Origin of the sequence: Pseudomonas sp. NPDC089534, from assembly GCF_044749305.1 — a bacterium.
Lineage (GTDB): Bacteria > Pseudomonadota > Gammaproteobacteria > Pseudomonadales > Pseudomonadaceae > Aquipseudomonas > Aquipseudomonas ekonensis.
In genome coordinates this window covers 1-4668 of sequence record NZ_JBIVHR010000176.1, presented here as the reverse complement: position 1 = coordinate 4668, position 4668 = coordinate 1, and the positions used below count along the sequence as shown (strand labels likewise).

5 protein-coding genes are annotated in these 4668 nt (G+C 65.1%); all 5 read right to left on the bottom strand.

The features are described from left to right. The coding region (locus ACIP0B_RS27945; protein WP_400838329.1) for an AMIN domain-containing protein at positions 1–1504 on the bottom strand (1504 nt) is incomplete at its 3' end. A gap of 13 nt (positions 1505–1517) precedes the next feature. Further along, positions 1518–2042: a pilus assembly protein PilP gene (locus ACIP0B_RS27940; protein WP_400838326.1), complete on the bottom strand. Its 525-nt coding sequence runs from the start codon at positions 2040–2042 to the stop codon at positions 1518–1520. Continuing rightward, positions 2039–2680, bottom strand: coding sequence for a type 4a pilus biogenesis protein PilO (pilO, locus tag ACIP0B_RS27935; protein WP_400838323.1), 642 nt, complete (start codon positions 2678–2680; stop codon positions 2039–2041). Before pilO ends, ACIP0B_RS27940 begins: the two co-directional genes overlap by 4 nt. Beyond that, entirely contained in the window at positions 2677–3243 is a 567-nt protein-coding gene (locus ACIP0B_RS27930) for a PilN domain-containing protein (RefSeq protein ID WP_400838320.1), read from the bottom strand. Before ACIP0B_RS27930 ends, pilO begins: the two co-directional genes overlap by 4 nt. Beyond that, positions 3243–4307, bottom strand: a complete 1065-nt coding sequence (locus ACIP0B_RS27925) for a pilus assembly protein PilM (RefSeq protein ID WP_400838317.1) — start codon at positions 4305–4307, stop codon at positions 3243–3245. Before ACIP0B_RS27925 ends, ACIP0B_RS27930 begins: the two co-directional genes overlap by 1 nt. Positions 4308–4668 lie beyond the last annotated feature (361 nt).

Below are 4668 nucleotides of genomic sequence, written 5' to 3'. Positions count from 1 at the left end.
CCATGTCGACGAACGGCGTATTGGTGCTGGTGCTGCCCGGCGTGCCGATGGTGGTCGACGATCCGTTGCTGACGCCGGAGGTGTTCCAGTTGCCCTTGTTCCGGATCGAACCGCCCCAGCGCACGCCCAGGCTCTTGTCGTAATCGACGTTGGCCTCGACGATCCGCGCCTCGATCATCACCTGGCGCACCGGGATGTCCAGTTGCGCCACGATCCGCCGCAGTTCGTCGAGGCGGTCCTGGGTCTGGTAGGCAATGATGTTGTTGGTGCGCTCATCGACGGTGATCGAGCCACGTTCGTCGACCTTCGCCTCGGCGCTGGTCACCGACTGGAACAGCTTGGCGATGTCCGCCGCCTTGGCGTAGTTGACCTGCAGCAGCTCGCGGCGCAGCGGCGCCAGTTCGGCGATCTGCTTCTGCGACTCGAGTTCCTGCCGCTCGCGGGCGGCGATCTCGTCAGCCGGCGCCACCAGCAGCACGTTGCCGATCTTGCGCTTGTCCAGCCCCTTGGTCTTGAGCACCAGATCCAGCGCCTGATCCCACGGCACGTTCTGCAGGCGCAGGGTGATCCCGCCCTGCACCGTGTCGCTGGCCACCAGGTTGAGGTTGGTGAAGTCAGCGATCAACTGCAGCACCGAGCGCACGTCGATGTCCTGGAAGTTCAGCGACAGCTTCTCGCCGCTGTAGCTGTTGCGGTCGCTGTTGCGCTTCTGCAGGTCGTCGACCGTCATCGGCCGGATGCTGACGGTCAGCTTGTTGTCGGTCTGGTAGGTGGAATACTCGTAGGTGCCGACAGGCTCGACGGTGACCGTCGCCCGGTCGCCGCTGACGCTGGAGTTGACGAACTGCACCGGCGTGGCGAAATCCTTGACGTCAAGGCGCACCCGCAGCGGCTCGGGCAACTGGGTACGGGTGAAGTTGAGGACGACCTTGCCGTCGCGCTCCTGGATGTCCGGCGCGATGCCGGGGTCGGACAGGTCGATGACCACGTTGCCCTCGCCCGCCGAGCCGCGCTGGAAGTCCACGCCGCGGATGGCCCTGGCCGTCGGGGCGAACGCCTTGGCCGGCGCTGCGGCAGGCACGGAACGCGGCGCGACCGCCGCCGCCCGGGGAGGCGACTTGCGGGCGCCCTGGCCGACCACCACGAACAGCGTGTTGCCCTCGACGCGGGTGTCGTAGGGCACCAGCTGGGTCAGGCTGATGATCATCCGCGTCCGGTCCTTGGCCTCGACCACCGTGGCCGTTCGCGCGTTGCCGCTGCCCAGGTCGCGGGTCTTGTTCGCCAACTGGCTGGAAACGCCCGGCAGATCGAGGGCGATCCGCGCCGGCGAGTCGGTGGTGTACCCCTTCGGCTGCGGCGGCGGGCCGTCGAACGAGAGTTTCAGCTCGACCCGGTCGCCCGGCAACGCCGCCACGTCCAGCGCCTTGAGGCTGGCTGCATCGACCGTCGGCGACAGCAGCGCTATCCATAGCGAAAGACCGAGGGTTACGAAAATCCTGTTCATTGTTCGACTTCCACTATGAGTGCTCTTTCAAAGGAATGGTGCGCGGCCGCTCCAGCCAGGCGCCCTCGCCATCGGGCACGATCTCGACCACATCGACCTGGGAGGCGCTGATGGCGACGATGCGCCCGTCGTTGCGCCCCAGGTAATCGCCGACCTTCAGCCGATGCACCCCGCCCGCCCCGCGCAGCAGCGCGAAGGAGCCGGAGGCGTTGGAAATCGTGCCGACCATCTCGAACTGCTCGATGTTGAAACCTTCGAGGTACTGCTTGGCCCGGTTGGGGTCGGGCCTGACATTGCGCGAACCGTGCCTCTGCCCCGCCAGATCGACCCGCACCTGGCGGGAGAACGGACTGCGCAGGCTCGCCGCGCTGTAGGTGAAGGTCGGATAGGCATGGAAGACCGGAGTGGGTTCGATCTTGCCGGGCGGACGCTGGCGGATCTCATTCATGTACGCGTCGAGGTCGCTGAAGTCGCCACCCCCGCAGCCACCCAGCCCCAATGCCAGGGCAAGCGGAATGAAACACCGGATCGGGCTCATGGCGTCGGCCCCTTGTCTTGCGGCTGTCCCTTGTCGTTGTAGCGGTAGGTCTTGGCCAGGATGCTCATGCGCAGCTTCGAACCGCCTTCGGGGCTTGCCGGTGCGAGCTCGAAGTCGTGCAGGGTGACGATCCGCGGCAAGCCGGCCACGCCGCTGACGAAGGTCGCCAGGTCGTGATAGCCGCCGGTGACGGTGATCTGGATCGGCAGCTCGATGTAGAACTGCTGGGTCACCTCCGGCAGCAGCTTGATCTCCTCGAATTCGAGCCCGCTGCCGAGCCCCGTCCGGGTGATGTCCTCCAGCAGGCCCGGCACCTCGGTGTCGCTGGGCAGTTGACGCAGCAGCACGCCGAAGGAGTTTTCCATCTCTTTCATCTGCTGGGTGTACAGCTCGAGGTTGGCCGCCATGTGCGCCTTGGTCGCGAACTGTTCCTTCAGCGTGGCCTCTTCCTCGCGCTTGAGCTCGAGCTGGCTCTCCAGGTCGCTGATGAAGAAGTTGTAGCCGAGCGCCAGCACCAGCACCATCAGCAGCGCACCGGCCAGCCCCTTCACCGCCGTCGGCCAGGAGCCGATGTTGCCGGTGTCCAGGTCGTTGAAGTCGATGCTGCGCAGGCTTCCGAGCCATTCGGACGGTTTCATTGGTCGTCCTCCGCCATCCTGGGCCGGGTCTGGCGAACGGTCAGCTGAAAGGTGTTGGCCTGATCCAGTTGCCCGGCGGTGGTCGCCTTCACTTCATTGAGGCTCGGCGCATCGAACCAGTCGGAGGCGTCGAGGTTGCGCATCAGGTCGGAGACGCGGTTGTTCGACTCCGCCGCACCGCTGATCGACAAGGTCTTGCCGACCATTTTCACGTCGGTGAAGTACACCCCGTCAGGCAGTGTCCGGGCGAGCTGATCGAAGATCCGCCCGCTGACCTGCCGGTTGCCCTGCAGGTCCTGGATGATGCGCATGCGCTCCACCAGTTGCTGGCGACGGGCCTTGAGTTCGCTGATCTGTTTGATCCGCTCGTCGACCACCGCGATCTGCTTGCCGATGTACTCGTTGCGAGACGTTTGCCGTTCGATCGCCGCGCCGATGATCTGGTCGGCGATCAGCACCACCCCGACCGAACCGACCACCACGCCGGTCAACGCCAGCAGAAAACGCTTGCGCCGCTCTTCGCGCCGCTCCTCACGCCAGGGCAGAAGGTTGATCCGCGCCATCAGTCGAAACTCCTCAGCGCGAGCCCGCAGGCGATCATCAGGGCCGGTGCGTCACTGGCCAGGGCCCCGGCGTTGACCTTGCCGCTCAAGGCCATGTCGGTGAACGGATTGGCGACCTGGGTCGGCGTGCCCAGGCGCTGCTCGATCAGGCTGTCGAGCCCCGGCACCGACGCCGTGCCGCCGGCCAGCAGGATGTGGTCGACCGCGTTGTACTGGCCGGATGCGAAGAAGAACTGCAGCGAGCGAGACACCTGCTGCACGAGCGCCTCGCGGAACGGCTGGAGCACTTCGCCGACATAGTCGTCCGGCAGGCCGCCCTGCTTCTTCGCAAGCCCCGCCTGCTCGAAGGTCAGGCCATAGCGGCGCTGGATCTCCTCGGTCAGCTGACGCCCGCCGAACAGTTGCTCGCGGGTATAGATGATGCGGCCGTTGTGCAGGACGCTCAGGGTGGTCATGGTCGCGCCGATGTCGACCACCGCGACCGTCAGGCGCTCCTGGGAGTCCGCCAGCTGGGAGGCGAGCAGGCTGAACGAGCGCTCCAGCGCGTAGGCCTCGACGTCCACCACCCGCGCCGTGAGCCCGGCCAGGGCCAGGGCCGCCTCCCGGACCTCGACGTTCTCCTTGCGGCAGGCGGCCAGCAGCACGTTGACCCGTTCGGCGTTGCGCGGCGACACGCCCTGCACCTCGAAATCGATGGCGACTTCGTCCAGCGGATAGGGGATGTACTGGTCGGCCTCGATCCGGAGCTGGTTCTCCATCTCGTCGTCGGACAGCCCGGCGTCCATCTCGATGACCTTGGTGATCACCGCCGAGCCGGCCACCGCCACCGCGACGCCCCGAAGCCCCGTGCGCGCCTTGGCCAGCACCCTGGACAAGGCATGCCCGACGCCTTCGAGTTCGGCGATGTTCTTTTCGACCACGGCGTTCGCCGGCAACGGCTCCACCGCATAGGCCTCGACCCGGTAGCGCTCGCCCTGGCGGCTCAGTTCCAGCAGCTTCACCGACGTGGAGCTGATGTCGATCCCCAGCAGCGTGCTGGCCTTTTTGTTGAAGAGTCCTGGCACTGCCCAATCCCTATGACTATCCGTGACTTACGGACTCCGTTATGCGCATTGCGTTCCCTCGCCCCGTCTTGACAGAAGCGCAAATGACGCCCCCAGCGGAAAAGTGCTTATAATGCCCAGCGATTTTTTCCGCTTTTACCGCCAGCGCGGGCCGTCCGTGAATGTCACCGCAAGCCCGTCGCCAATTTCATTCTTTGCCCTGGATGTCCAAAAGCCTTGATTCGTCTGCTGAAATTTTTCGGTTGGTCCATCGTCGCCGTTTTCTGCGGACTGCTTTTAGGTCTCAGCGGCGCGTTTCTTTACCTTAGTCCGGGTTTGATATGTTTTGAGTCGTTTAGTTTAATTGTGTTTCTGATTGTGT

What these genes read in the sequence shown, in the direction of transcription:
- ACIP0B_RS27940 (WP_400838326.1), bottom strand. Translation starts at nt 2,042, where the DNA reads ATGAGCCCGATCCGGTGTTTCATTCCGCTTGCCCTGGCATTGGGGCTG.
- ACIP0B_RS27930 (WP_400838320.1), bottom strand. Translation starts at nt 3,243, where the DNA reads ATGGCGCGGATCAACCTTCTGCCCTGGCGTGAGGAGCGGCGCGAAGAG.
- pilO (WP_400838323.1), bottom strand. Translation starts at nt 2,680, where the DNA reads ATGAAACCGTCCGAATGGCTCGGAAGCCTGCGCAGCATCGACTTCAAC.